The sequence below is a fragment of the Microbacterium invictum genome (genome assembly GCF_014197265.1).
GTDB lineage: Bacteria > Actinomycetota > Actinomycetes > Actinomycetales > Microbacteriaceae > Microbacterium > Microbacterium invictum.
This window is the reverse complement of the sequence record NZ_JACIFH010000001.1, coordinates 1330489-1355582: the sequence shown is the minus strand read 5'-3', so window position 1 is coordinate 1355582 and position 25094 is coordinate 1330489. Positions and strand designations below refer to the sequence as shown.

17 protein-coding genes and 3 rRNA genes are annotated in these 25094 nt (G+C 67.4%); 16 read left to right on the top strand and 4 right to left on the bottom strand.

Annotated elements, in window-relative coordinates; all coding sequences use genetic code 11:
* Positions 1 to 29: 29 nt before the first annotated feature.
* From BKA10_RS06565 to BKA10_RS06525, 9 genes are all read left to right on the top strand, one after another.
* Positions 30 to 830: an ABC transporter ATP-binding protein gene (locus tag BKA10_RS06565; protein ID WP_183501086.1), complete on the top strand. Its 801-nt coding sequence runs from the start codon at positions 30 to 32 to the stop codon at positions 828 to 830.
* On the top strand, positions 812 to 2392 hold the full coding sequence (locus BKA10_RS06560) for a hypothetical protein (protein ID WP_183499152.1): 1581 nt from the start codon (positions 812 to 814) through the stop codon (positions 2390 to 2392). Before BKA10_RS06565 ends, BKA10_RS06560 begins: the two co-directional genes overlap by 19 nt.
* Before the next feature lie 126 nt (positions 2393 to 2518).
* Positions 2519 to 3493: an NAD-dependent epimerase/dehydratase family protein gene (locus BKA10_RS06555; protein WP_183499151.1), complete on the top strand. Its 975-nt coding sequence runs from the start codon at positions 2519 to 2521 to the stop codon at positions 3491 to 3493.
* Between the two features lie 223 nt (positions 3494 to 3716).
* On the top strand, positions 3717 to 4760 hold the full coding sequence (argC, locus tag BKA10_RS06550) for an N-acetyl-gamma-glutamyl-phosphate reductase (RefSeq protein ID WP_183499150.1): 1044 nt from the start codon (positions 3717 to 3719) through the stop codon (positions 4758 to 4760).
* On the top strand, positions 4757 to 5914 hold the full coding sequence (gene argJ / locus BKA10_RS06545) for a bifunctional glutamate N-acetyltransferase/amino-acid acetyltransferase ArgJ (protein WP_183499149.1): 1158 nt from the start codon (positions 4757 to 4759) through the stop codon (positions 5912 to 5914). Before argC ends, argJ begins: the two co-directional genes overlap by 4 nt.
* Positions 5911 to 6813 carry an acetylglutamate kinase gene (gene argB, locus BKA10_RS06540; protein WP_183499148.1) on the top strand — a complete coding sequence of 301 codons (903 nt, stop codon included), beginning with the start codon at positions 5911 to 5913 and terminating at the stop codon, positions 6811 to 6813. Before argJ ends, argB begins: the two co-directional genes overlap by 4 nt.
* Positions 6810 to 8063 (top strand): acetylornithine transaminase, encoded by a 1254-nt coding sequence (locus BKA10_RS06535; protein WP_183499147.1) that lies wholly within the window; start codon positions 6810 to 6812, stop codon positions 8061 to 8063. The genes argB and BKA10_RS06535 overlap by 4 nt, the downstream gene beginning before the upstream one ends.
* The gene (gene argF / locus BKA10_RS06530; protein ID WP_183499146.1) at positions 8060 to 8983 is read left to right on the top strand and encodes an ornithine carbamoyltransferase; all 924 of its coding nucleotides are present in this window, start codon (positions 8060 to 8062) and stop codon (positions 8981 to 8983) included. The genes BKA10_RS06535 and argF overlap by 4 nt, the downstream gene beginning before the upstream one ends.
* Positions 8962 to 10038, top strand: a complete 1077-nt coding sequence (locus tag BKA10_RS06525; protein ID WP_248198914.1) for a DUF418 domain-containing protein — start codon at positions 8962 to 8964, stop codon at positions 10036 to 10038. The genes argF and BKA10_RS06525 overlap by 22 nt, the downstream gene beginning before the upstream one ends.
* 178 nt (positions 10039 to 10216) lie before the next feature.
* Here BKA10_RS06525 and BKA10_RS06520 read toward each other — a convergent pair whose 3' ends face one another.
* Positions 10217 to 11257 (bottom strand): putative endonuclease domain-containing protein, encoded by a 1041-nt coding sequence (locus BKA10_RS06520; protein ID WP_183499145.1) that lies wholly within the window; start codon positions 11255 to 11257, stop codon positions 10217 to 10219.
* 343 nt (positions 11258 to 11600) lie between these two features.
* Between BKA10_RS06520 and argH the strand changes: the two genes are divergently transcribed.
* Complete coding sequence (gene argH / locus BKA10_RS06515) at positions 11601 to 13031, top strand: argininosuccinate lyase (protein WP_183499144.1); 1431 nt, start codon at positions 11601 to 11603, stop codon at positions 13029 to 13031.
* Positions 13032 to 13106: 75 nt separating this feature from the next.
* On the top strand, positions 13107 to 13775 hold the full coding sequence (locus BKA10_RS06510; RefSeq protein WP_241739903.1) for a SatD family protein: 669 nt from the start codon (positions 13107 to 13109) through the stop codon (positions 13773 to 13775).
* A 25-nt stretch (positions 13776 to 13800) separates the two neighbouring features.
* Here the strand turns inward: BKA10_RS06510 and BKA10_RS06505 are convergent, their stop codons facing one another.
* Entirely contained in the window at positions 13801 to 14385 is a 585-nt protein-coding gene (locus BKA10_RS06505) for a hypothetical protein (protein WP_183499143.1), read from the bottom strand.
* Between the two features lie 125 nt (positions 14386 to 14510).
* Between BKA10_RS06505 and tyrS the strand changes: the two genes are divergently transcribed.
* Both tyrS and BKA10_RS06495 read left to right on the top strand, forming a co-directional pair.
* Complete coding sequence (gene tyrS, locus BKA10_RS06500) at positions 14511 to 15812, top strand: tyrosine--tRNA ligase (RefSeq protein WP_248198916.1); 1302 nt, start codon at positions 14511 to 14513, stop codon at positions 15810 to 15812.
* 10 nt (positions 15813 to 15822) lie between these two features.
* Positions 15823 to 16644, top strand: a complete 822-nt coding sequence (locus tag BKA10_RS06495) for a DUF4184 family protein (RefSeq protein ID WP_183499142.1) — start codon at positions 15823 to 15825, stop codon at positions 16642 to 16644.
* Here BKA10_RS06495 and BKA10_RS06490 read toward each other — a convergent pair.
* Positions 16630 to 17745: a pyridoxine/pyridoxamine 5'-phosphate oxidase gene (locus tag BKA10_RS06490; protein WP_183499141.1), complete on the bottom strand. Its 1116-nt coding sequence runs from the start codon at positions 17743 to 17745 to the stop codon at positions 16630 to 16632. The genes BKA10_RS06495 and BKA10_RS06490 overlap by 15 nt on opposite strands.
* A 21-nt stretch (positions 17746 to 17766) precedes the next feature.
* Positions 17767 to 19062 (bottom strand): CoA transferase, encoded by a 1296-nt coding sequence (locus tag BKA10_RS06485; RefSeq protein WP_183499140.1) that lies wholly within the window; start codon positions 19060 to 19062, stop codon positions 17767 to 17769.
* Between the two features lie 760 nt (positions 19063 to 19822).
* Between BKA10_RS06485 and BKA10_RS06480 the strand changes: the two genes are divergently transcribed.
* From BKA10_RS06480 to rrf, 3 genes are all read left to right on the top strand, one after another.
* Positions 19823 to 21346: ribosomal RNA gene (locus tag BKA10_RS06480) — 16S ribosomal RNA — on the top strand.
* A gap of 396 nt (positions 21347 to 21742) precedes the next feature.
* A 23S ribosomal RNA gene (locus BKA10_RS06475) occupies positions 21743 to 24849 on the top strand.
* 102 nt (positions 24850 to 24951) lie between these two features.
* Positions 24952 to 25068: ribosomal RNA gene (gene rrf / locus BKA10_RS06470) — 5S ribosomal RNA — on the top strand.
* The 16S, 23S and 5S rRNA genes sit together here, the layout of an rRNA operon.
* Positions 25069 to 25094 lie beyond the last annotated feature (26 nt).

The following is a 25094-nucleotide window of genomic DNA, read 5'->3' as shown; positions in this document are numbered from 1 at the left end:
TGAGTGACACCCCCGCCATCCCGGCGTACATGCCTGCGCCCAGCCCCGCACCGGCCGTGCCCGCCGCCGCGTCGCACGCGCCGGCCCTCCAGCTGACCGGACTGGTCAAGCGCTTCGGCGACAAGCTCGCCGTGGCGGGCATCGACCTCGAGGTGCCGGCGGGGTCGTTCTTCGGCCTCGTCGGCCCCAACGGCGCCGGCAAGACCACGACGCTGTCGATGGCGACCGGGCTGCTGCGTCCCGATGCCGGCACGGCCTCGGTCTACGGGATCGACGTGTGGCGTCAGCCCGTCGATGCGAAGCGGATCATCGGCAACCTCGCCGACGGCGTGCGCCTGTTCGACCGTCTGACCGGTGAGCAGCTGATCACCTACACGGCCATGATGTTCGGCCTCCCGCGGCCCGACATCGCCCAGCGGGTGGCCGACCTGCTCGAGCTGATGGATCTGCGCGAGGCGGCCGGAACCATCGTCGCCGACTACTCGGCCGGCATGACGAAGAAGATTGCGCTGGCGTGCGCGCTCGTGCACGCGCCCCGGCTGCTCGTCCTCGACGAGCCGTTCGAGTCGGTCGACCCGGTCTCCGCGGCCAACATCGAAGACGTGCTGCGCAGCTACACCGGCTCGGGCGGCACCGTCATCGTCTCGAGCCATTCGATGGACCTCGTCCAGCGCATGTGCGACCACGTCGCCGTGATCGCCGCCGGGCGGGTGCTCGCGGCCGGCACCGTCGACGACGTGCGCGCGGGCGAGAGCCTGCAGGAGCGGTTCATCTCGCTCGTCGGCGGCCGACACACCTCGGAAGGCCCGCAGTGGTTGCGACAGTCCTGAGCCTGCGCTACCGCGTCCTCGGCAACACACTGGTCCGCCGGCCCTGGCAGCTGGTCGGCTTCTGCTTCGGCATGCTCGGTGCGCTGTGGATACTCGGGATGGTCGTTGCGGGTCTGGTCGCGCTGAGCTTCGTCGACGACCTGGGCCTCTCGCGCGCGGTCGCGATCGTCGGCGGCGCGGCGCTCATCCTCGGCTGGGTGATCGGGCCGCTGCTGATCGCCGGCACCGATTCGACGGTGGATGCCGCACAGCTCGCACCCTTCCCGCTGACCACCCGGCAGCTCATGCTCGCCCTGGCCGGAGCCGGACTGACCGGCATCCCCGGCATCGCCACCACGCTGGCGGGCCTGGCGACGATCATCCTCTGGGTGCGGTGGCCGGCCGCGGCCGTGGTCGCACTTCCGACGGCCCTCGTGGCGATCGCCACGTGCGTCGTGGCGAGCCGGCTGGTCGCGACTCTCTCCCGCGGGCTCGGCGGCAACCGCCGCGGGCGCGAGATCATCGGAACCGTGGTGCTCGCCGCGCTCATCATGACGGGTCCGATCATCACCGGCATCGTGAGCCTGCTCGACCTCGGCGACGATGCGGCTTCACGGTTCGTGCAGATCGGCGGGATCCTGGGATGGACGCCGATCGGGGCGGCCTGGGCCGTGCCCGGCGACGTCGCCGCCGGGGCGTGGCTGCCCGCGCTCGCCAAGTTCCTGATCGCCGCCGCGACGCTCGTGGTGCTGTGGGTGGTGTGGGCCCGGGTGCTCGAGGCCTCGGCATCCACCCTGCCGCGACAGGCCACCCGCGCGGTGAAGGCGGGCGCGCTGGGCCTGTTCGGCGCGATGCCGACCGGCGGCGTGGGCGCGACGTGGGCGCGGTCTCTCACCGCGTGGCTGCGCGACCCCCGGTACCTGCGGCAGCTGATCTTCGTGCCGCTGTTCCCCGCACTGTTCGCCTTCACGGGTGGCGTCGACGGCTTCTTCTTCGCCGCGTCGGCGGTCGTCGTCGCCTTCATCCTCGCCATCGGCGGGTATGCCGACATCTCCTACGACGGCACCGCCTTCGCCTCGGTGCTCTCGGCGGGCGTGCGCGGACGGGCCGACCGCTGGGGACGCGTGCTGGGCGCCGCCACCGTCGGTGTGCCGGCAGTGGGGATCGTCGCCGTGGCCACCGCCGCGCTCGCAGACTCGTGGGCGCAGCTTCCCGCCGTGCTGGGCACGGCGTGGGGGCTGCTGCTGGTGGGCTACGGCGTCTCGGCCATCTCGTCGTCGCTGATCGTGGTGCCGGTGGCCGCAGCCGGCGACAGCCCGTTCAAGAGCGTGCCGGGCCAGACCTTCCTCAGCGGTCTGCTCGTGTTCCTGGTGTGGGGCGCGTGCACGGTGCTCGCCCTGCCCGCGCTCGTGCTCGGGATCATGGCGCTGAACACGCAGTCGTCGCCGCTCGGCGTCGCCGCCCTGCTGGTCGGTGTGCTCTGGGGTGGCGTCGTCATCGTCGGCGGGGTGATCATCGGCGGCCGCACCCTGGACCGGAGCGGCCCCGACCTGCTTGCCCGGATCAAGGCCTTCCCCACCTGACCCCCTTGCCTCGAGCGCGCGTGTCTCACCTCGAGCGCGTGCGTCTGGCGTCCGCGCCTATGTCGCGCGTCCGCCGCGAGTGAACATGCCTGTGCACGTGCGTCGGGCTGTGCTGAGATAGCCCGCATGACCGACGTTCTGATCCTCGGCGGCACCGGCTGGGTGAGCGGGCGCATCGCCCGTCACTGGCTGGATGCCGGAGCTGCTGTCACCTGCCTCGCCCGGGGCGGACGTCCCGCGCCGGAGGGCGCACGGCTCGTCGGCGGCGACCGGACCCGGCCCGGCGCCTACGCCGCGCTCGCCGACCGCGACTGGGACGAGGTCGTCGACATCTCGTCGGATCCCGCCGCGGTCGAAGCCGCCGTCTCCGCGCTCGGCGACCGCGCCGCGCACTGGAGCTACGTCTCCAGCCTGTCCGTCTACGCCCACAGCGATGTCATCGGCGCCGACGAATCGGCCCCGCTCGCGGCACCGGCCGAGCCGGGTGACGAGTACGACTACTCGCGTGCCAAGTCTGCTGCCGAGCGCGCCGTCCGCACCCTGGGCGACGACCGCGTCGCGATCATCCGGCCCGGGCTCATCGTCGGTCCCGGCGACCCGAGCGACCGCTTCGGCTACTGGCCTGCCCGCTTCGCGCTCGCCGGTGAGGAGCCTGTCCTGGTGCCGGTCGGCGACGGACTCGCCTCGCAGGTCATCGACGTCGACGATGTGGCCGCCTTCATCGTGGATGCCGGAGCGCGCGCGTGGACGGGAACGGTCAACGCGATCAGCCCCACCCGGCCGCTGGCCGACACCCTGGCCGTCATCCGCGCGGTGGCCGGTCACACGGGGCCGCAGGTCCCGGCATCCCCGGACCAGCTCCTCGCCCACGACGTCGCCTACTGGGCAGGTCCGCGCTCGCTGCCGCTGTGGCTCCCGCCGGACATGCCAGGCTTCGCCGCCCACGACGGCACCGCCTATCGAGCGGCCGGCGGTCGCATCCGTCCACTCGAGGAGACCGCGGCGCGCGTGCTCGCCGATGAGCGGACGCGTGGGCTCGACCGCGACCGCCAGGCCGGCCTGACGCGCGCCGAGGAACGGGGGATCATCGCCGACCTGTAGCCGCTCGCGCGCCACGGCGATTTGCGGCGAAGGGGTGGGCGGCGATATCGTCGCGGCATGCCTTCGGCCGCGATCCGCACCGTTTCGACGGTGTTTCGCGCGCGCCGACGTCTGAACACCGGCCGCCGACTCTAGGCGACCCTGCGAGCTCCCCGCCGGCGGCGGGTCGAGCCGCCGGTGTCGCCGTCCCCGGCCCCCGTTCCTCAGACAATAAGGTTGAACCATGACCTATTCGGTCGCCGTCTCCGGCGCTTCCGGCTATGCCGGCGGCGAGATCCTGCGCCTGCTCGCCGCCCATCCCGACATCGAGATCCGCACCGTCACCGCGCACTCGAACGCCGGACAGCCTCTCATCGACCACCAGCCCCATCTGCGCTCGCTGCGGCACCTCACCCTGCAGGACACGACGCCCGAGATCCTCGCCGGTCACGACATCGTCTTCCTCGCGCTGCCGCACGGGCAGTCCGGGCAGTACACCGACGCGCTCGGCGCTGTGCCGCTCGTCATCGACGCGGGCGCCGACCACCGGCTCACGTCCGATCAGGCGTGGGAGCAGTTCTACGGCGGGCACTTCCACGAGCCGTGGACGTACGGCGTCCCCGAGCTCCTGGTCGGCGGCCGCAAGCAGCGCGAGCACCTCGTCGGCGCGACCCGCATCGCCGCGCCCGGCTGCAACGCGTCCACGGTCAGCCTGAGCCTCGCACCCGGCGTCGCCGCCGGCGTCATCGACCCGGGCGACATCGTGAGCGTCCTCGCCGTCGGGCCCTCGGGCGCCGGCAAGAGCCTCAAGCCCAACCTGCTGGCATCCGAGATCCTCGGCACCGCGAACCCCTACGCCGTCGGCGGCACGCACCGGCACATCCCCGAGATCCAGCAGGCCCTCGCGGGCGCGGGCGGCACCGACATCCGCCTCTCGTTCACTCCCGTGCTCGTGCCCATGTCCCGGGGCATCTTGGCCACCTCCACCGCGCCGATCGCCCCGGGGGTGACCGACGCCCAGATCCGCGCCGCGTGGGAAGACGCCTACGGCGACGAGACGTTCGTGCAGCTGCTGCCCGAGGGTCACTTCCCACGCACCGCCGACGTGCTCGGCGCCAACACGGCGCTGATCGGCCTCGCGATCGACCGCAACGCGAACCGCGTCGTGGTCGTCACCGCGGTCGACAACCTGGCCAAGGGCACCGCCGGTGCCGCCGTCCAGTCGATGAACATCGCCCTCGGCCTCGAAGAGACCACGGGCCTGACCGTGAACGGAGTCGCGCCGTGAGCGTCACCGCAGCCCAGGGATTCGAGGCGGCCGGCGTCGTCGCAGGCCTGAAGTCCACCGGCAACAAGGACGTCGCGGTCGTCGTCAACCGCGGCCCGCTCAAGGTCGGCGCGGCCGTCTTCACGAGCAACCGCGCCAAGGCGAACCCGATCCTGTGGTCGCAGCAGGCGGTCAGCGACGGCGTCGTCGAGGCCGTCGTCCTCAACTCCGGCGGCGCCAACTGCTTCACCGGCAGCTTCGGCTTCCAGACGACCCACCAGACCGCCGAGAAGGCCGCCGAACTGCTCGATGTCAGCGCCGGTGACATCCTCGTGTGCTCGACGGGCCTGATCGGTACCGGCGACGAGGTCTTCCGCGGCAAGGTGCTCGCCGGCACCACCGCTGCAATCGCCGGGCTCGGACCCGACGGCGGCGATGCGGCCAGCGAGGCGATCATGACCACCGACACGCAGCCCAAGCGGGCCGTCGTGAGCCGCCACGGCTGGACCATCGGCGGCATGGCCAAGGGCGCCGGCATGCTCGCGCCGGGTCTCGCGACGATGCTCGTCGTCATCACCACAGACGCAGTGCTCGACGCCGGCGAAGCCGACAGGGCGCTCCGCACGGCCACCCACCTCACCTTCGACCGGCTCGACTCGGATGGGTGCATGTCGACCAACGACCAGGTCACTCTCCTGGCATCCGGAGCCACCGGCATCCACCCCGATCACAGCGCCTTCACGATGGCGCTCACCGAGGTCTGCCAGGATCTCGCGCAGCAGCTGCAGGCCGATGCGGAGGGCGCGAGCCACAACATCAGCATCCAGGTCGTGCACGCCGCGAGCGATGAAGAGGCTGTCGCCGTCGGCCGGTCGGTGGCCCGCAACAACCTGTTCAAGGCCGCGATCTTCGGCAACGACCCCAACTGGGGCCGGGTGCTCGCCGCGATCGGCACGACCGACGCCCGCTTCGACCCGTATGACGTCGACGTCTGGTTCAACGGGGTGCGCGTGTGCACCGCCGGCGGCCCCGACCGCCCGCGCGAAGAAGTCGACCTGACGCCGCGCGCCACCGGCATCCTGATCGACCTCAAGGTCGGCGACGCCGAAGCGACGATCCTCACCAACGATCTGACGCACGACTACGTGCACGAGAACAGCGCGTATTCGTCATGACCGACAAGATCCAGCACACCACGCCCGAGGAGGCCGCCGAGAAGGCCGCCGTCCTCATCGAGTCGCTGCCCTGGCTGCAGCGCTTCCGCGACCAGATCGTCGTCATCAAGTACGGCGGCAACGCCATGGTCTCAGAGGAGCTGCAGCAGGCGTTCGCGCAGGACATCGCCTACCTCCGCTTCGTCGGCGTGCAGCCGGTCGTCGTGCACGGCGGCGGACCGCAGATCTCGCAGATGCTCGACCGGCTGTCGATCCCCAGCGAGTTCAAGGGCGGCTACCGGGTCACCAGCACCGAGGCCATCAGCGTCGTGCGGATGGTGCTCACCGGGCAGATCAACCCGCAGCTGGTCGCGCGGATCAACGCCTACGGGCCGCTCGCGACCGGGCTGTCGGGGGAGGATGCCGGACTCTTCGGCGGCCGTCGCCGCGGCGTGATCGTCGACGGCGCCGAGCATGATCTGGGCAACGTCGGCGACGTGGTCGAGGTCGATCCGCAGCCGGTCCTCGACCAGCTCGCGGCCGGCCGCATCCCCGTGGTGTCGTCGATCGCTCCCGATCTCGACAATCAGGGGCAGTCGCTGAACGTGAACGCGGATGCCGCGGCCGCGGCCCTCGCAGTCGCGCTGAACGCCACGAAGCTCGTGGTGCTGACCGATGTGCCGGGACTGTACGCGGACTGGCCCAACCGCGACTCGCTCGTCTCGCACCTGACGGCGACCGAGCTGCGTGCGCTGCTGCCGACGCTCGAGTCGGGCATGATCCCGAAGATGCAGGCGTGCCTGGATGCCGTCGACGGCGGCGTCGACACGGCGGCGATCATCGACGGACGTCAGCCGCATTCGGTGCTGGTGGAGATCTTCACAGAACAGGGAATCGGAACGGAAGTGGTGGCACGGTGAGCACGGCAGAATCAGTCGAGGACTGGCGGAACGACGCATCGCGGGATCTGGTGCGCAGTGCGGGCGACCGCTACGAGATGCTCACCCGCGGTGAGGGCGCCTACGTCTGGGACGAGAACGGCAAGCGCTACCTCGACTTCCTCGCCGGCATCGCCGTCGTCTCGCTCGGTCACGCCCATCCGGTGTTCGTCGACGCGGTGGCGACCCAGGCGGCCACCCTCGCGCACGTGTCGAACTACTTCGCCACCCCGCCGCAGCTCGCGCTCGCCGCACGGCTGAAGCGCCTCGCCGGCACAGGCCCGGACGGCCGCGTCTACTTCGGCAACTCGGGCGCCGAGGCCAACGAGGCCGCGTTCAAGCTCGCGCGGCTGCACGGGCTCGCGGGCGACGGCAAGCCCGGCCGGCCCCGCATCCTCGCGCTCACCGGCGCATTCCACGGCCGCACGATGGGCACCCTCGCCCTCACCGGCAAGCCCGCGATGCAGGAGCCGTTCGAGCCGATGGTGCCCGGTGTCGAGTTCATCGACTCGACCGTCGAGGCGCTCGAAGCGGCGATGGACGACCGCGTCGCCGCCCTGTTCGTCGAGCCGATCAAGGGCGAGGCGGGCGTGCTCGAATTGCCCGAGGGATACCTGCAGGCGGCGCGCGAAATCACCGCCCGGCACGGCGCGCTGCTGATCGTCGACGAGATCCAGACCGGTGCCGCGCGCACCGGCGCGTGGTTCGCGTTCCAGCACGCCGGCATCACGCCCGACGCCATCACGGTGGCCAAGGGCATCGGCAACGGCTTCCCGATCGGGGCGCTCATCACCTTCGGGGCAGCCAGCGAACTGTTCTATCCGGGTACGCACGGCTCGACCTTCGGGGGCAACGCGCTCGCGACCGCCGTCGCCGGCGCGGTGCTCGAGGAGGTCGAGCGGGCGGGGCTCGTGGAGGCCGCTACCACGCGCGGCGTACAGGTGCGCGACGCAGTCGACGCGATCGGCTCCGGGCTGGTCGAAGGCACGCGTGGGATGGGGCTGCTCATCGGCGTCGCACTCCGGCATCCACTCGCCGGCGCGGTCGTCGCCGCGGCCCAGGAGCACGGCCTGATCATCAACGCCGCGAACGAATCGACCATCCGGCTCGCGCCCCCGCTGACCATCGGCGACGTCGAGATCGACGAGTTCCAGGACAAGTTCGGCAGGGCACTGCACACCGTCGAGAGCGCGATGCTGCTCGACCACACCCCCACGGAGGCCCCCGCATGACCCGCCATCTGCTCCGCGACGACGACCTGAGCACCGCCGAGCAGGATGAGATCCTCGATCTCGCCCTCTCATTGAAGAAGGACCGCTGGAAGCTCAAGCCCCTCGAGGGTCCGCAGACGGTGGCGGTCATCTTCGACAAGTCCTCGACCCGCACCCGGGTCTCGTTCGCCGTCGGCATCGCCGACCTGGGTGGGTCGCCGCTGATCATCTCCACCGCGAACAGCCAGCTCGGCGGCAAGGAGACCCCCGCCGACACGGCGCGGGTGCTCGAGCGCCAGGTCGCCGCGATCGTGTGGCGTACGTATGCGCAGGCGGGCCTCGAGCAGATGGCAGCGGGGACCACGGTCCCCGTGATCAATGCGCTCAGCGACGACTTCCACCCGTGTCAGCTGCTGGCCGATCTGCTCACCATCCGTGAGCACAAGGGCGATCTGAAGGGCCTCACCCTTGCTTTCTTCGGCGACGGCCGGTGCAACATGGGCCACTCCTACGTGCTGGCCTGCGTCACCGCCGGCATGCACGTGCGCGTCGCGTCCCCCGAGGCGTATGCGCCGCGCGAGGACGTGATCGCCGACGCCGACACGATCGGCCAGACCACCGGCGGCTCGGTGACGCTCTACACCGACCCGAACGAGGCGGCAGCCGGGGCGGACGTCGTGGTGACCGACACGTGGGTGTCGATGGGCAAGGAGGAGGAGAAGGCCACGCGCCTCCGCGACCTCGGCGGCTACAAGGTCACCACCGAGATCATGGCGCAGGCCCAGGACGATGCGATCTTCATCCACTGTCTGCCCGCCGACCGCGGCTATGAGGTCGACGCCGAGGTGATCGACGGGCCGCAGAGCGTCGTCTGGGACGAGGCGGAGAACCGGCTCCACGCCCAGAAGGCCCTGCTGGTGTGGCTGCTGCGTCAGCAGTGACGTTCGCGCGCGCCCTGAACGGCCCCGGCCGGCTGCAGGGCGTGGACCTGGCTCGCGGACTCGCGGTGCTGGGCATGTTCGGCGCGCATCTGCTGGTCACCCCGGAGTTCGTCGCGGCCGACCCGCTCACGTGGATCGACCTGGCCAACGGGCGCTCGTCGATCCTGTTCGCGGTGCTCGCGGGCGTGTCGATCGCCCTGATCACCGGTGGCCCGCGCCCGCTGGGCAGGTCCGCCCTCGGCCTGGCACGGCGCCGCATCGCGGTGCGCGCCGCGATGCTCTGGCTGTTCGGCATCGCGCTGATCGCGACCGGAGTGCCGGTGTACGTCATCCTGCCCGCCTACGGGGTGCTCTTCTTGCTCGCCCTGCCGCTCGTGCAGCTGCGTGCGCGCACACTCTGGATCATCGCCGCCGTGCTCGCGCTCGTCATGCCGTGGGTCCAGCCGCTGCTGAACGCACTGCCGGTGTGGGAGGGCGCGACCGGCGGCTCCCTGTCGCTGGTGCTGGGCTGGCACTATCCCTTCACGCTGTGGGTTGCCTTCCTGGTCGCCGGGCTCGCCGCCGGCCGGTCGGACCTGCGGCGCAGTGCCACCTCGCGGGGGCTGCTGCTGTCCGGTGCCGGTGCGGCGGTGCTGGCGATGGCGATGGATGCCACGTTCGCGGCGCCCCCGGACACCTATCTCGCCGAGGTCTGGGCGAGCGGACCGCACACCGGCGGACTGCTCGAGGTGATCGGCTCGGGCGGCTTCGCGCTCGCCACCATCGGGGCGTGCCTGCTGCTGTGCCGCACGCCCCTCACCTGGGTGGCACTGCCATTGCGCGCCGTCGGCTCCATGCCGTTCACCGCCTACGTCGGCCAGCTCGTGGTCTGGGCCGTGATGGCGGCGATCATCCTCGGCGACACCGGCGACCTGCCCGGCTTCCGTGCGCTGGAGCCGTTCTGGCCCTTCACGATCGTCACCCTGATCGCGTGCACCGCGTGGGCGCTGCTGCTCGGCCGCGGCCCGCTCGAGCGCCTGACCGCCTGGGTATGCCGCATCGTCGCGCCGCGCTGACCCCTCTGGGCTGGGTTCATCCGTCGCGTCTTGTCGTCACGGCGCCCGGTGGCGGCAGTTCCGGCCGGATGAGGGATGCCGCCGGCGAGCGGCGGCGGTTCATCCGTCGCGTCTTGTCGTCACCGGCCCGGTCGGCGGCAGTTCCGGCCGGATGACGGGTGCCGCGACGACCCGGGTCTCACGGATGCCAGCCGGCGCGCTGAAGTGCATCACGAATGCGGCGCACGGCCGGCCCTGTGCTCGGATACGCATGTGCCGAGGTCAGACGAATCACCGTCAGTCCTTCGGCCGCACACGCCGCGTGCTTTTCGATGTCGCGATTCCACTGTGCCCGGCTCACGCGGTGATGGTCGCCCTCGTACTCCACCAGCAGGCGCCAGCGCGGGTAGGCCAGCTCGGTGTATCCGATCGGGGTGCCGTCCGCGGCGACCACGTCGACATCCAGGTCGGGCTCGGGAAGCCCTGCACGTACGACCGCGAGACGGATCCGCGTCTCGCCCGGTGACGCACTGCCGACTCTTATCCGGGGGAGTGCTTCCCGCAGCTTCCCTATGCCCTCGCGGCGTCCGGCGACGAGGGCGGCAGCGAGCTCCGCCGGCGTCCCCAGCGCGTCGCGACTCGTACCGCGCTTCATGCCGCGGCGGCGCGGGATGTGCACGATTGCGTCGCCGATCGCGATCAGCTCATCGATGGTGAGCAGCGGCGCGAGTTGTGCCCACACTCCGGCGGGGTCGGCCACGCGCAAACCATGGCGGGACCGTACGGAGACCATCGTGGACTTCAGCTGATGGCCGCACATGCCCGAGCCTCGCGGCGCTCGACGCGCATCGAGGGTGGCGATATCGAGGCCCCGGGGTGGAATCGCTGCCCGCGGCTCACCGTCGAGCACGAGTCTCAGCAGGTGGAGGGGCATCGGCAGCCCCCACAGCACGGCCGCGGTGGCATGGGTGAACACCCAGGCCGGCGGTGCGACCGTCGCGAGAGCCTGTGCACGACGCCCGATCTCAGCCTGCAAGGCGTTGGCTTCCCGCATCATCGGGCTCACATCGTCGTCCGACGTGTCGTCGTCGACGCAGATCGGACGCATCCTCGTGCCGCGGAACGGGCGGAGCAGATCGGAGCCGCGAAGCCGTCCCGAGCTGACCCCTGCGACTCGCGCCTGCTCCACCGAGAAGGCGTCACCCAGAGCGTCCGGGAGTGGTCGAGGTCTGCGGGCCATGCCTGTGAGCATGCCCGCCCCAGAGCCGGCGTCGCCTCCGCGCTCGGCGTCTGTGGACAGCTTCGCGATCATCATCGGATGTGGAGGAGGCGGCGGATGCGGGTGCGTCGCCCACGCCGGGCGCCGTATCCCGGCATCCGTCTGTGACCTCTCCGAGCCACCCACCCCGCTCATCCGTCGCAGAGCGCCGCTATCGGTCGACCCAATGGCAACTTCGGCCGGATGAACGGTGCGGCTGTCCCGGGCGGCGACACTCGTCTGTCGCGACGTGTCGCCATGCGGCGGGATGGGGGCAGGTCGGGCCGGATGAACCCGCGCGGGCCCGCCGGGCTAGGCTGGTCCGGTGACCGAATCCGACCCGCACAGCACGAACGAAGGTGCCCTCTGGGGCGCGCGATTCGCCTCTGGGCCCTCGCCTGAACTCGCGGCGCTGAGCAAGTCCACGCACTTCGACTGGGCGCTCGCGCTCTACGACCTCGCCGGCTCGCACGCACACGCCAAGGCGCTCGCCGTCGCGGGGTATCTCACCTCCGACGAGGAATCCCGCATGCATGCGGGACTCGATGCGCTCGCCCGTGGCATCCAGGACGGAACGCTCGTCGCGCAGCCCGAGGATGAGGACGTCCACGGTGCGCTCGAAGCGGCGCTCATCGCCGAGGTCGGGCCAGAGCTCGGTGGCAAGCTGCGCGCCGGCCGCAGCCGCAACGACCAGATCGCGACGCTCGTGCGGCTCTACCTGCTCGACCACGCGCGGGTGATCGCCCGCGACATCCTGCGCGTGATCGACGCGATCGTCGCGCAGGCCGAGGCGCACCCCACCGCGATCATGCCCGGCCGCACCCACCTGCAGCACGCCCAGCCGATCCTGTTGGCCCACCACCTGCAGGCACACGCCTGGCCGCTCGTGCGTGACCTCGAGCGTCTCCGCGACTGGTCGGCGCGCGCGCGCGTCTCGCCGTACGGCGGGGGAGCACTCGCCGGCGCCACCCTCGGCCTCGACCCGCAGCTGGTGGCGACCGAGCTCGGCCTCGCCCGTCCTGCCGAGAACTCCCTCGACGGCACCGCCGCCCGCGACGTCGTCGCGGAGTTCGCGTTCATCGCCGCCATGATCGGCGTCGATGTGTCGCGGTTCGCCGAGGACATCATCATCTGGAACACCCGTGAGTTCGGGTTCGTGACCCTCGACGACGGCTACTCGACCGGGTCGAGCATCATGCCGCAGAAGAAGAACCCCGACATCGCCGAGCTCGCGCGCGGCAAGGCGGGGCGGCTGATCGGCAATCTGACCGGACTGCTGGCGACGCTCAAGGCGCTGCCGCTCGCCTACAACCGCGACTTGCAGGAGGACAAGGAGCCGATCTTCGATTCCATCACCACACTCGAGGTCGTCCTGCCCGCATTCGCCGGCATGGTCGCCACGCTCCGCTTCGACGTCGACCGCATGGCGGCACTGGCACCGGAGGGCTTCTCCCTCGCGACCGACGTCGCAGAGTGGCTCGTCAAGCGGGGGGTGCCGTTCCGTGATGCACACGAGATCTCCGGAGCGCTCGTCCAGGCGTGCGAGAAGCGCGGAATCGGGCTGGAGGATGCCGATGACGCCCTCCTCGCGGAGGTCTCCGCGCACCTGGTGCCCGACGTGCGCGAGGTGCTCACGATCGAGGGATCGGTCGCCAGTCGCACCGGTGTCGGCGGCACCGCCCCGGTGCGCGTCACCGAGCAACGCGCCGAGCTCACCGCGCGCGCCCAGGGTGCTGCGCACGCGCTCGGCCTCTGACACGGCCACAGCTGATCGGCCCGACAAATAAGCTTAAGACTGATATTTACAAAACATCAGTGATAAGCTCATGTCATGAGTTCAGCAGGCACCACCCAGATGGGCCCGGTCGCTGTGACAGCCGACATCATCGGCTCGCGACAGCTCGTGGACCGGACGGTCGCCCAGCGCACGCTCGATGAGGCGATCGCCCGCGTCGAGCGCGACCTTCCGCTCGCGATCCGGCCGCTGCGGCCCACGGTGGGGGATGAGCAGCAGGGGGTCTATCCGGGTCTCGACGAAGCGCTCGCGGCGCTGCTCCTGCTCCAGCTCGCGCTGCCCGACGGCATCGAGTGCCGCTTCGGCCTGGGCATCGGCGCCATCGGCGTCGTCGAAGCCGTCGGCGGCGACATCGCCGAGGGCCCCGGCTGGTGGGCGGCCCGCGACGCCATCGACCATCTGCACGCGCTGCAGCAGCGCCGCGCTCCGCGTGCGCGGACGTGGATCGCGGCATCCACTGAGCTCGGCGACGAGATCCACCGGGCCGTACGCCTGGCGAACGCGTACCTGCTTGCACGTGACGAGCTCGTGGTCACGATGAGTGAGCGGACACGCCGGCTCACCTACGGGCGCTGCCTCGGCGTGACCCAGCGCGAGCTCGCCGCGCAGGAAGAGATCACCCAGTCGGCGGTGTCTCAGGCACTCGCCACCGGAGGTGCCTCGGCGATCGTCGAGGGCTTCCAGCAGCTGCACGTGAGTCGCTGACGCGACCGGCCCACCGGCACGTGACTCACCAGATCGCGAGCCGCACCAGCCCTCCGGCGATGCACGCCCACAGCAGACTCGCGAGCGTGCCGATGATGAAGCGCTCGCGCGCCTCTGCCGCGGCGAGCTCCGAGAACCGGCCGATGCCCTTGACGGCCACCACGACCGCGATCGCCTCGGGATAGCCCGCGATGATGCCGATCGCGACGCCGAGACGCTCGAGATAGCCGATGGTGGTGCCGCCGCGCAGCAGCGGCTCCATCTCGCCCGCTTCGTGGTTCGGGCGCGAGGACGGTAGCAGGATGCCGCCGTCCGGCGTCTCACGGACCCGACCACCGGTCGCGATGTCGAGCACCTGCCGGGTGAGCGGATTGCCGCCGATCACGGCGACGGTGATGCCGAGCACCGCCACGATGAGCCCCATGATCGTCGGGACGTTGACCGGCGAGACGGCGGCGACGGTGGTCGCCAGCACGAGCAGACCGGCGGCGGCCGCGAGGGGCAGCGTCGTGGGCTTGCGCAGACTCACGACCGCGAGCACCAGGGCACCGCACAGCACCAGGAAGAGGAAGATCGACAGCATCGCGGTCAGCATCACATCCGGCACCATGGGGCCAGTGTGGCACGCACCGCCGACACGGCACCCGTGCGACACCGCGAGGCAACATGGTTGCGACACGGACGGACGGGCCCGCGTGAAGGAGCCGTGGCTGCCCCGCTGATAGCCTGGAGCGCGTGTCTGAAACCGTCGTGAGCGCCCTCGCGCCCGCCAACGATCCCACGTTCGAGAACGTGTGGGACGAGATCGTCTGGCGAGGCCTGGTGCACGTGTCCACCGACCAGGAAGCGCTGCGCGCGCTGCTGTCCGGGGACCCGATCACGTACTACTGCGGCTTCGATCCGACGGCCCCCAGCCTCCACTTGGGAAACCTGGTCCAGCTCCTCCTGCTGCGCCGGCTGCAGCTGGCGGGCCACAAGCCGCTCGGACTCGTCGGCGGCTCGACGGGCCTCATCGGCGATCCGCGACCCTCTGCCGAGCGCACCCTCAACACCAAGGACACCGTCGCCGAGTGGGTGGGCTACCTCCGCTCTCAGGTCGAGCGCTTCCTGAGTTTCGAGGGCGACAGCGCCGCGCGGCTCGTCAACAACCTCGATTGGACCGCGCCGCTGTCCGCGATCGACTTCCTGCGTGAGATCGGCAAGCACTACCGCGTCGGCACGATGCTGAAGAAGGATGCCGTCGCCGCGCGCCTCAACTCGGATGCGGGCATCAGCTACACCGAGTTCAGCTACCAGATCCTGCAGGGCATGGACTTCCTCGAGCTGTACCGGCAGTACGACTGCGTGCTGCAGACGGGCGGGTCCGACCAGTGGGGCAACCTCACCAGCGGCACCGACCTGATCCACCGCGTGGAGGGGGTCTCGGCGCACGCGATCGGCACACCGCTGATCACGAACAGCGACGGCACCAAGTTCGGCAAGAGCGAGGGCAACGCCATCTGGCTCGATCCGGCGATGTGCAGCCCCTACCGCATGTACCAGTTCTGGCTCAACACCGACGACGGCGACGTGATCGACCGGCTCAAAGTGTTCACGTTCCTGACGCGCGCGCAGATCGAGGAGTACGAGCAGCTCGTCGACACCGAGCCGTTCCGCCGGGCGGCCCAGAAGCGGCTCGCGCTCGAAGTGACCACCACCGTGCACGGACCTCAGTCCACGGCGGCCGTCATCGCGGCATCCGAAGCGCTGTTCGGGCAGGGCGATCTGACGAAGCTGGATGCCGCGACTCTGCGTACCGCGCTGGAGGAGCTCCCGAACGTGAACGTCGCCCCGGGAACGCCGGTGGTGCAGGGCCTCGTCGACAGCGGCCTGGTGGCGAGCCTCAGCGAGGCGCGCCGCGCCATCGCCCAGGGCGGTGTCTCGCTCGACGGAGTACGCGTCGAGGATGACTCGGCGGTGGTGACCGGGGGACTGCCGGGCGGGGTGTCGGTGCTGCGCCGCGGCAAGAAGACGCTCGCCGGCGTCTTCGTCGGCTGAGCGTGACCCCGTGCCGTTCACGCCGTCGCACGCGGTCGTCGCACTGCCGTTCGTCCGCACGCCGCTGATCCCGGCGGCGATCGCGGTCGGCGCGATGACGCCTGACGTGCCGCTCTTCCTGCGCGGCACGCCGCTGACGTACAGCGCCACCCACGCGAACGTCGTCCTCACCGCACTCGTCGCTCTCGTGCTCCTGCTGGTGTGGTGGGCGGTACTGCGCCCCGCGGTGCGTGAACTCGGCCCCAGGTGGCTGTCGGTGCGCCTTCCGGAGGACTGGGACGCCGTCGGCCTCGACATCGTCGAGACGGTGCACCGGCCGCGGCCCGGCGCGCGGAATCCGGTCTGGCGTGACGGGGGCGTCTTTGCCGCACTGCTGGCCATCTCGCTGCTGATCGGGGTGATCTCGCATGTCGTCTGGGATGCGTTCACGCACGAGGGGCGCTGGGGACTCGACGTCTTCCCCGCATTGACCGAGTCGTGGGGGCCGTTGCCGGGCTACAAGTGGCTGCAGTACGGCTCGAGCATCGGCGGGCTCGTCATCATCGCGGTCTGGGCCCTGGTCTGGCTGATCCGGCGCGCCCCGGCAGCGTCCGTCGGCGGTGTGCTGCCTGCCTGGGTGCGCTGGGCCTGGTGGCTGTCACTGCCGGGCATCCTGGTCGTCGCGTGGCTCGCGGGCATGGCCGCCCACGGTCCGTTCACGGCGGGGTGGACCCCGCCGCATCTGGCGTACCTCGTGCTCCCACCCGCGTGTGCGGTCTGGGGCGTGATCACGCTCGTGCTGTGCGTGCTCGTCCAGGTCGCGCGTGCCCGTCGCCGCTCACGGCCACAGTAGGCCGCGCCGCCAGGGGTCGGCGGTCTCGTTGCGCCGGTACTCGAGGCGGACATGACCGGTGTCGGCGGTCGTGGCCCAGAACTCGACGACGAGCGGCTGCAGGATGAACGCCGCCCACGTGTCGCTGGTCCGGTCGGGGTGGGCGGCCACATCCGCCTGGGCCGAGTCGAACGCCGACACGTACTCGGCGCGCGAGGGCAATGGGGTGCTCTGCTCGCCGATGATGGCGGCTGCGCGCGAGTGGACGGGGCGGGCGAGGAAGTCGGCGTCGGCGGCCGCTCTCCCGGCATCCATCACCCGGCCCGACAGTCGGACCTGCCGGCCGTGCTCGCGCCAGAAGAACGTCATCGCCGCGCGCGGGTTCGATCGCACATCCCGCGCCTTGCGTCCGTCGGTGCGTGACGCGAACCACCAACCCCGTTCGTCGACGTCCTTCAGGACCAGTGTGCGGGCGCTGACTCCGCCCCCGGCGTCGGCGGTCGCGAGCGTCGCGGCGTGGGGTGCGTGGACGCCCTCGGCGATCGCCGCGCGCAGCCATGTGTCGAACAGCGCGCGCGGATCGTCGGGCGCGGCTTCGGGGGTGAACCGGGGGAGCGGGCCGTCGAAGGTGGGCAGCGCACGCAGCCTCTGTCGCCAGGGCAGCGCGCGCTCCGCGGCCGCCGAGCGCAGCGCGGTCACGGCGGGGTGGTCGTCTGCTCGGACGGCATCGTCGCCGATGTAGACCGCGATGACCTGGGCGTCGGGGTCCCGCTGCCACGCGGGACGGATGTGATCGCGCCATCGCCAGAGGTTGGGATGCTCGTATACGGTCGACGCCTCGGCCGGTTCGATGAGCGCGATCGCCTCGTCGAGCTGCTGTGGGGTGAGCGCGTAGGCGGCGGATCCCGCCGTGTGCCCGACGACGGTGGCGAGAACCGCGGCGGGCAGCAGGTGCTCCGCAGTGTTCACGAGCGGAAAATGCCCGGGCGCGATCGCCTGGCCACCGCCGGGCACGAACGCGACGCCGTGGGCTGTCGGCGCGCGCCACCCGGGGATCGCGTCGATGAAGTCCTGCCGCGCTTTCGCGATGTCATCTGCCGTGATCCACTGCCGACCGCTCATGTTTCGACGGTAGCGCCCGGGTCAGACAGCTTCGGGTTGTCCGGTGACGCGGTCCCGCCACACCGGACGGTCGCCACCCCACGGTCGAGGCGCGGCGAACGCGCGCGGGCCACCCGGGTAGGCGAGCGCGGGGGCGGCCGTGGTGAGGTCGATGCCGGCGACGGAGAACTCCTGTACGTGCGCCGATGCATCGGCGATGGATGCCGTGGGCTCGGGCCCGGCGGTCCGGGGCCGTCCCAGCAGGTCGGCAGCCACCCGGCGCAGCGACGTCTCGGCGAGCCATGACCCGCCCTCGACCGCCCGCCGCGCGAGCAGCTGGAGCACCGCGGCCGCCAGGAGGTAGCCGGCGCTGTGATCCAGGGCTTGCGCCGGGAGCACGCCGGGCGTCTCGCCATCCACCGACTCGAGCCAGGCGATGCCGGACTCTGCCTGCACCAGGCTGTCGAAGCCGCGGCGGCCGGACGCACCCCAGGCCGAGAGCTGCAGGACGATCAGTCCGGGGCGCCGCGCGGCGAGCGTGGCGGGTGAGAGGCCGAGCCGATCGAGACCGGCGGGCCGATAGCCGAGGGCGACGATATCGGCTGTCTCCAGGAGTGCGTCGAACCGGGTGCGAGCGGTGGATGCCGTCAAGTCAAGCAGCGTGGACCGCTTTCCGTGACCGGTGTCCAGGTGCTGGACGGCGATCTCGGTCGGCTGCGGCGGGTCGACGCGCAGGACGTCGGCTCCGAGCAGCGCGAGGGTGCGGGTGGCGACCGGTCCGGCGATCACACGCGTGAGGTCGAGGACGCGGACGCCGTGCAGCGGGGCATGGCGCGGACCGTCCGGGCGCGAAGACGGGGGAGCGGCGCCGAGGCGCGTCACCTCGACGAGTTCCGACTCGCGCAGGGCGGCATCCGCCTCCGGGCGCTCGCGATCGACCCGGACGCAGAGTCCGCCGCGCGCGTCGACGGATGTGATCGCCTCGCCTGTCGGGCGAGCCGAGAGCGCCGCGGCGACGGCATCCCGATCCGCCTCAAGATCGAGTGAGAGTGCACGGCGGAGCGCGTCGGCATGGTGCGAGTAGTTGCCGTGGGTGCGCACCCAGCCGTCCGCCGTCCGGAAGAAACCGGACAGAGGAGCGAACGCGACAGGACGCGCGCCGGCAATGCGGAGCCAGCGCTCGCTCGAGTACGCGACGGCGATCCGGGCGGGGTCGAGCCGGGGTTCGGGCGCGCCGGCCAGTTCTGACGCAGCGCGCGACGCGGCCACGACGCTCGACCACGCGAGGGAGCCCACGTCAGTGCGTGCGGGCAGCGGTACGACGCGTGGCACGGACATGTCCGAACCGTACGCGCCAGGGCGACGTGCGCGCGAGGTCCCTGAAGACCCCACCCGCGAAAATACGCGGCTTGCACTCGCGACACGCCCGGGATGCGGGCCGGATTTGCCCGATCCCCGGGAGCCACGTAACTTATTACTTGTTCGCCCCACAGGGAAGAGCGAAGGGCCGGAAGGCCTCGCCCCCTCAAGCGGAGAACCAACCCCCCATCTGATCAACACTCTTCATTGAGTGTCGTGACCTTCTGGTCTAGGATGGAGGTTCCCACTCCTCGAAGCTGTCGAAGAGTGCTGCCGGAGACGCTGAAACAGTCACGGACAGCCGATTTGACAAGCTGAGCGAGAGGGATAAGATAGAGAAGTTGCCCAGCGACTCGGCCGGATCGGTCGGGAGAGCGGGTAGCGGATCTCTCTTGGTGAGACGGGTCAACGTCGAATGCCAGCCGGCTTCCAGCCGAAAAGCGCCGATTTGACAAACGGATCACCACGAATAAGATTGAGAAGTTGCCCTGCGGGCAAGGCCGAGAGGCTGAGCAGCAGGAGCATCCGATCCTTGAGAACTCAACAGCGTGCACTTGTCAAATGCCAAATAACCTCGTTCCAGCTTCGGCTGGAAGAGATTCCTTTGGATCAAAGACCGGCCTTCGGGCCGGCAACGGATAGTCAGTGATGGCTGTCCACGGATAGTCAGCAATGACATCCCTTTGGTCAGATCAAACTCGCTGCCTCGGCCATATTCCGGCTGACGTAGCAAAATTCTTTTACGGAGAGTTTGATCCTGGCTCAGGATGAACGCTGGCGGCGTGCTTAACACATGCAAGTCGAACGGTGAAAGCGGAGCTTGCTCTGCTGGATCAGTGGCGAACGGGTGAGTAACACGTGAGCAACCTGCCCCGGACTCTGGGATAACAGTTGGAAACAGCTGCTAATACCGGATACGAGCTGCGAAGGCATCTTCAGCAGCTGGAAAGAACTTCGGTCTGGGATGGGCTCACGGCCTATCAGCTAGTTGGTGAGGTAATGGCTCACCAAGGCGTCGACGGGTAGCCGGCCTGAGAGGGTGACCGGCCACACTGGGACTGAGACACGGCCCAGACTCCTACGGGAGGCAGCAGTGGGGAATATTGCACAATGGGCGAAAGCCTGATGCAGCAACGCCGCGTGAGGGACGACGGCCTTCGGGTTGTAAACCTCTTTTAGCAGGGAAGAAGCGAAAGTGACGGTACCTGCAGAAAAAGCACCGGCTAACTACGTGCCAGCAGCCGCGGTAATACGTAGGGTGCAAGCGTTATCCGGAATTATTGGGCGTAAAGAGCTCGTAGGCGGTTTGTCGCGTCTGCTGTGAAATCTGGGGGCTCAACCCCCAGCCTGCAGTGGGTACGGGCAGACTAGAGTGCGGTAGGGGAGATTGGAATTCCTGGTGTAGCGGTGGAATGCGCAGATATCAGGAGGAACACCGATGGCGAAGGCAGATCTCTGGGCCGTAACTGACGCTGAGGAGCGAAAGGGTGGGGAGCAAACAGGCTTAGATACCCTGGTAGTCCACCCCGTAAACGTTGGGAACTAGTTGTGGGGTCCATTCCACGGATTCCGTGACGCAGCTAACGCATTAAGTTCCCCGCCTGGGGAGTACGGCCGCAAGGCTAAAACTCAAAGGAATTGACGGGGACCCGCACAAGCGGCGGAGCATGCGGATTAATTCGATGCAACGCGAAGAACCTTACCAAGGCTTGACATATACGAGAACGGGCCAGAAATGGTCAACTCTTTGGACACTCGTAAACAGGTGGTGCATGGTTGTCGTCAGCTCGTGTCGTGAGATGTTGGGTTAAGTCCCGCAACGAGCGCAACCCTCGTTCTATGTTGCCAGCACGTAATGGTGGGAACTCATGGGATACTGCCGGGGTCAACTCGGAGGAAGGTGGGGATGACGTCAAATCATCATGCCCCTTATGTCTTGGGCTTCACGCATGCTACAATGGCCGGTACAATGGGCTGCAATACCGTAAGGTGGAGCGAATCCCAAAAAGCCGGTCCCAGTTCGGATTGAGGTCTGCAACTCGACCTCATGAAGTCGGAGTCGCTAGTAATCGCAGATCAGCAACGCTGCGGTGAATACGTTCCCGGGTCTTGTACACACCGCCCGTCAAGTCATGAAAGTCGGTAACACCTGAAGCCGGTGGCCCAACCCTTGTGGAGGGAGCCGTCGAAGGTGGGATCGGTAATTAGGACTAAGTCGTAACAAGGTAGCCGTACCGGAAGGTGCGGCTGGATCACCTCCTTTCTAAGGAGCATTTGGAGCTCTTCGGAGCTTCCAGAGCCAGACTCGAGACGAATGTTCTCGACTGGTCAGCTCATGGGTGGAACATTTGACGAGGTGCCGGAGGGTGACCTTCGAACTCAGTACGCTGCTTGCAGCTGGAACGGTCCGGAGCAAGTCAGCCGGCACGTGCACGCTGTTGGGTCCTGAGGGACCGGATGCGCTTCGATCTTCGGATCGGGAGCAGACGAACCTCAGGACCTTTCTTGGCTGCCGAATCAGGCAAGCGGGGAAGGTACCGCCCGTACTTTGAGAACTACACAGTGGACGCGAGCATCTTCGAGACGATCTTTGATCGTTCTCGTAAAGATGATCTTAAAGATCATTAGTCAATTTCAATTGACGATTTAACTCATGTGATTTCAAGTCTTTAAGAGCAAACGGTGGATGCCTTGGCATCTGGAGCCGAAGAAGGACGTAGCAATCTGCGATAAGCCTCGGGGAGTGGATAAGCACACTTTGATCCGAGGGTCTCCGAATGGGGAAACCCCGCTGGGCGGCGTGCCGACCCAGTGACTCCCGCCTGAATATATAGGGCGGGTAGAGGGAACGTGGGGAAGTGAAACATCTCAGTACCCACAGGAAGAGAAAGCAACCGCGATTCCGTTAGTAGTGGCGAGCGAAACCGGAACAGGCTAAACCGAGTACGTGTGATATCCGGCAGGAGTTGCGTATTCGGGGTTGTGGGACTTTTCAGGCTGTTCTGCCGAGCAGCCGGCGTTACAAGAAGGTATAGACGAACCGCATTGAAAGGCGGGTCATAGAGGGTGCCAACCCCGTAGTCGAAATGCCTCCCTTGACGCGAAGAGTATCCCAAGTAGCACGGGGCCCGAGAAATCCCGTGTGAATCTGTCAGGACCACCTGATAAGCCTAAATACTCCCAGATGACCGATAGCGGACAAGTACCGTGAGGGAAAGGTGAAAAGTACCCCGGGAGGGGAGTGAAATAGTACCTGAAACCGTTTGCTTACAAACCGTTGGAGCAGCCCTAGCAGCTGTGACAGCGTGCCTTTTGAAGAATGAGCCTGCGAGTTAGCGATACGTGGCGAGGTTAACCCGAGAGGGGTAGCCGTAGCGAAAGCGAGTCTGAATAGGGCGATTCAGTCGCGTGTCCTAGACCCGAAGCGAAGTGATCTATCCATGGCCAGGTTGAAGCGACGGTAAGACGTCGTGGAGGACCGAACCCACTTAGGTTGAAAACTGAGGGGATGAGCTGTGGATAGGGGTGAAAGGCCAATCAAACTTCGTGATAGCTGGTTCTCTCCGAAATGCATTTAGGTGCAGCGTTGCGTGTTTCTTGCCGGAGGTAGAGCTACTGGATGGCCGATGGGCCCCAAAAGGTTACTGACGTCAGCCAAACTCCGAATGCCGGTAAGTGAGAGCGCAGCAGTGAGACTGTGGGGGATAAGCTTCATAGTCGAGAGGGAAACAACCCAGACCACCAACTAAGGTCCCAAAGCGCGTGCTAAGTGGAAAAGGATGTGGAGTTGCTGTGACAACCAGGAGGTTGGCTTAGAAGCAGCCACCCTTGAAAGAGTGCGTAATAGCTCACTGGTCAAGTGATTCCGCGCCGACAATGTAACGGGGCTCAAGCACGCCACCGAAGTTGTGGCATTGACATTATTGGTAGGCCTTCGTGGTCCAGCCGTGTTGATGGGTAGGAGAGCGTCGTGTGGCGAGTGAAGCGGCGGTGTGAACCAGCCGTGGACGCTACACGAGTGAGAATGCAGGCATGAGTAGCGAAAGACGTGTGAGAAACACGTCCTCCGAAAGACCAAGGGTTCCAGGGTCAAGCTAATCTTCCCTGGGTAAGTCGGGACCTAAGGCGAGGCCGACAGGCGTAGTCGATGGACAACGGGTTGATATTCCCGTACCGGCGAAGAACCGCCCAAGCTAATCCAGTGGTGCTAAGAGTCCTAACTCGGAATGTACGGATCCCTTCGGGGTGAAGACGTCCGAGCGAACGCTCGACCCCATGCTGGTGCGGCTAGCGTATTAACAGGTGTGACGCAGGAAGGTAGCCCAACCCGGGCGATGGTTGTCCCGGGGCAAGTGCGTAGGCCGAGAGATAGGCAAATCCGTCTCTCACATAGGCTGAGACACGATGCGGATAAAAAGTGGGTGATCCTATGCTGCCAAGAAAAGCATCGACGCGAGGTTCTAGCCGCCCGTACCCCAAACCGACTCAGGTGGTCAGGTAGAGAATACCAAGGAGATCGAGAGAATCGTGGTTAAGGAACTCGGCAAAATGCCCCCGTAACTTCGGGAGAAGGGGGGCCTTCGACGTATTAGGACTTGCTCCGAAAGCGTTTGGAGGCCGCAGAGACTAGTGGGTAGCGACTGTTTACTAAAAACACAGGTCCGTGCCAAGTCGCAAGACGATGTATACGGACTGACGCCTGCCCGGTGCTGGAAGGTTAAGAGGACCGGTTAGCCGCAAGGCGAAGCTGAGAATTTAAGCCCCAGTAAACGGCGGTGGTAACTATAACCATCCTAAGGTAGCGAAATTCCTTGTCGGGTAAGTTCCGACCTGCACGAATGGCGTAACGACTTCCCAACTGTCTCAACCGCGAACTCGGCGAAATTGCATTACGAGTAAAGATGCTCGTTACGCGCAGCAGGACGGAAAGACCCCGTGACCTTTACTACAGCTTGGTATTGGTGTTCGGTGTGGCTTGTGTAGGATAGGTGGGAGACTTTGAAGCATGGACGCCAGTTCATGTGGAGTCATTGTTGAAATACCACTCTGGTCACTCTGGATATCTAACTTCGAACCGTAATCCGGTTCAGGGACAGTGCCTGGTGGGTAGTTTAACTGGGGCGGTTGCCTCCCAAAAAGTAACGGAGGCGCCCAAAGGTTCCCTCAACCTGGTTGGCAATCAGGTGGCGAGTGTAAGTGCACAAGGGAGCTTGACTGTGAGACTGACAGGTCGAGCAGGGACGAAAGTCGGGACTAGTGATCCGGCAGTGGCTTGTGGAAGCGCTGTCGCTCAACGGATAAAAGGTACCTCGGGGATAACAGGCTGATCTTGCCCAAGAGTCCATATCGACGGCATGGTTTGGCACCTCGATGTCGGCTCGTCGCATCCTGGGGCTGGAGTAGGTCCCAAGGGTTGGGCTGTTCGCCCATTAAAGCGGTACGCGAGCTGGGTTTAGAACGTCGTGAGACAGTTCGGTCCCTATCCGCTGCGCGCGTAGGAAGTTTGAGAGGATCTGACCCTAGTACGAGAGGACCGGGTTGGACGAACCTCTGGTGTGTCAGTTGTTCCGCCAGGAGCACCGCTGATTAGCTACGTTCGGGATGGATAACCGCTGAAAGCATCTAAGCGGGAAGCCGGCCTCAAGATGAGACTTCCATGCCTTCGGGCGAGAGGCTCCCAGCCAGACTACTGGGTTGATAGGCCGGATGTGGAAGCGCGGTAACGCGTGAAGCTGACCGGTACTAATAAGCCGATGACTTGATAACACACCGTTTTTGGTGCTTGCGTCCACTGAGTGGTTCTCGATGTACGGTCGAGAACCGCATGACAATGACTTTGTTATGCACGATTTGAAACATCAATAGTGTTTCGGCGGCCATAGCGAGAGGGAAACGCCCGGTTACATTCCGAACCCGGAAGCTAAGCCTCTCAGCGCCGATGGTACTGCAGGGGGGACCCTGTGGGAGAGTAGGACACCGCCGGACTTCTTTCGTGAAATGGCCACCCATTG

Coding starts and splice junctions, on each gene's coding strand:
- BKA10_RS06485 (WP_183499140.1), bottom strand. CDS start 19,062: ATGTCCGTGCCACGCGTCGTACCGCTGCCCGCACGCACTGACGTGGGC.
- BKA10_RS06555 (WP_183499151.1), top strand. CDS start 2,519: ATGACCGACGTTCTGATCCTCGGCGGCACCGGCTGGGTGAGCGGGCGC.
- BKA10_RS06490 (WP_183499141.1), bottom strand. CDS start 17,745: ATGAGCGGTCGGCAGTGGATCACGGCAGATGACATCGCGAAAGCGCGG.
- BKA10_RS06510 (WP_241739903.1), top strand. CDS start 13,107: ATGAGTTCAGCAGGCACCACCCAGATGGGCCCGGTCGCTGTGACAGCC.
- argC (WP_183499150.1), top strand. CDS start 3,717: ATGACCTATTCGGTCGCCGTCTCCGGCGCTTCCGGCTATGCCGGCGGC.
- argF (WP_183499146.1), top strand. CDS start 8,060: ATGACCCGCCATCTGCTCCGCGACGACGACCTGAGCACCGCCGAGCAG.
- BKA10_RS06505 (WP_183499143.1), bottom strand. CDS start 14,385: ATGGTGCCGGATGTGATGCTGACCGCGATGCTGTCGATCTTCCTCTTC.
- BKA10_RS06520 (WP_183499145.1), bottom strand. CDS start 11,257: ATGGCCCGCAGACCTCGACCACTCCCGGACGCTCTGGGTGACGCCTTC.
- BKA10_RS06565 (WP_183501086.1), top strand. CDS start 30: ATGCCTGCGCCCAGCCCCGCACCGGCCGTGCCCGCCGCCGCGTCGCAC.
- argB (WP_183499148.1), top strand. CDS start 5,911: ATGACCGACAAGATCCAGCACACCACGCCCGAGGAGGCCGCCGAGAAG.